Annotated in this window: 2 protein-coding genes; both read left to right on the forward strand. The window is 49.4% G+C overall.

What is annotated here, in order from left to right; translation table 11 throughout:
• A partial coding sequence (locus tag DC28_RS07150; protein WP_238565786.1) for a hypothetical protein occupies positions 1 to 1,358 on the forward strand: 1,358 nt, incomplete at its 5' end.
• Positions 1,359 to 1,396: 38 nt separating this feature from the next.
• Positions 1,397 to 2,086 (forward strand): hypothetical protein (locus DC28_RS07155; protein WP_162180207.1); only part of this gene is annotated, 690 nt, incomplete at its 3' end.

Below are 2,086 nucleotides of genomic sequence, written 5' to 3' on the forward strand. Positions count from 1 at the left end.
TGGGGTATTCACAATTTGGGACAGGCAAGGATCTCCAACTGCGCATGGACAATCAAGAGTTGTTCCCGGGTGAGCTGAGCAGTTTCGGAATTCGTCCGTACGGTGTTATTCATCCCGGAGATGATCTGCTGCTTCGATTTGAAGTTGCCGGCAGCATTTCTAGCCAAGTTGAGGGCACCACTGTAACTACGGCCCAAGATGAAATGATCGCCATCATAGACCACAAAGCCCTGTGGCGGGCGAATTTGTACATCGCGGAGACTGGTGGGGACGGCGACTGGAACAACCTGTATCCCTGGAACGCGCCGCCTGCCGCCGGAATAGAACCGGATGGCGGGACGCCGTGGTGGTGGAGTGCTGAGTACGGGGTGAATGAGTGGCAGGAAAGTCAGGCGTATGACACTCAGGCCGGAACACCGGCTGGGGGACAGGTGATTGAATTTAGCGGGTTTTCGAGTATTAGAAGTGAAGGGCGTACCGACCGTGTAGCCTATGACTACCCTATTCTCTATGGAAATCCTCAAAAATGGCATGGAGCAGTGAATACCCCGATCGAATTCCAACAGCATATGGAGAGCCAGCGGGATGCGATAGGCGAGTGGTTCGGGGAGTTGGGTCTGAATAATCCAGCACCGGCAGGGCTTACCAACCAGCAGCAACAGCAGCTGGGAACCTGGAATCAGACCACGGCCCCGGCTGATGACTGGAGAAATTACGTTCCGGCAAGTTGGGGTAGCTTTCCCAGTGCAGTGAATAATCTGAATAATAGGCCGTACCTGCCGGGGCTCGGGCTGGTTACTACTGCTTACAACAACAATATGAAAATAAGTGCTGATCAGGCATCTGCCATTGCTGCTGATATGGTAAATGGAGAAACCCTGCGATGGGCACAGCTCATGGCTGGAGTGGATTGTATCGGATTTGCACAGAGAGTATTTGATTATTCTAAAGATCCGTATACCTGGAATACCCTTGGACCCGAAGGAGCGTACCGAACCTATCCGTGGATTGCCGCCGATGCGACGCTCAAGAACGGACGGGGAACCCATTCAGAGTTGATTGTTGGGAAGGTTGGTGAAGGCGACATAGATGTTTCAGTATATCGCCTAATCAAACCCGGGGATGTTCTTTATACCTTAAATGATGAAAACGAAGGTCGGCACATCGCGATTGTGCAAGACGTGAAGCGGAATCTGGATGGCTCTGTGAGCGCGGGGGATATTCGGTTGATTGAGGCAACCTTCTGGGGAACAACGGCATTTGTAGTGAATCCAGGAATGGGTGTTTCCAGAACGCTTCAGTCCTACGAAAATGACACCTGGCGAATCATTCGACTTAAAGCAATGGGGGCAAATTGATGAGGAAAATATATATCAGCGTTATACTTTTCTTCATCGTGGTGATTCAAATTTTTGCGATTGATCCGGTGCAATTTGAAATCATCCAGAGGTTTCCCAATGGAACCGGCCCTGGAGAGTTTCGATATCATTCTTTTGAAGGGATGGGAGCGAACCCGAGTTCTCCCGAGATTCTTGCCTATGAGGATGGAGAGTTCTTCATTGGCGATAATGTGAATAATCGTATGGTCAAAATAGGCCGGAACCGAGAATGGAATATTCTGTATACCGGTTGGATTCCCGAGGTTAACCTGATTCCGGCAGGGAAATTTTTAGTTGGTCTGAACCTGGGCAGTGTATACGACGTATATGACCGCGAAACTAGACGACTATTACACACGGGAGAAGTGAATCTTGGTAATGCCGAATTCTTCTTTTTTTCGATCATTGCCGGAGACATGCTTTTTGTACAACCTCATAGTGGAGGATCCGAGCCCCAATACTACGGCTTTTTTATCCCCGAAGACTTTGATGGGAAAATCACAATGATGGACCCGGAGCGGACGATTGATTTTTTGAAGAATGATTATGATGGCACCGAAGAGTTCACAGTGGATGAAGAGGGGTATATCTTCTGGGACGGGAAGTTGGTGGCGCCGTATGGGCCGACCTATTACCGCTATTACTACAAGACTCGAGATAACAATCCAACGTTGTGGAATGCTATGCAGCAACGTGGTTTCATTGGA

The organism is Spirochaeta lutea (genome assembly GCF_000758165.1).
In the GTDB taxonomy this organism is placed as follows: Bacteria; Spirochaetota; Spirochaetia; order DSM-27196; family Salinispiraceae; genus Spirochaeta_D; species Spirochaeta_D lutea.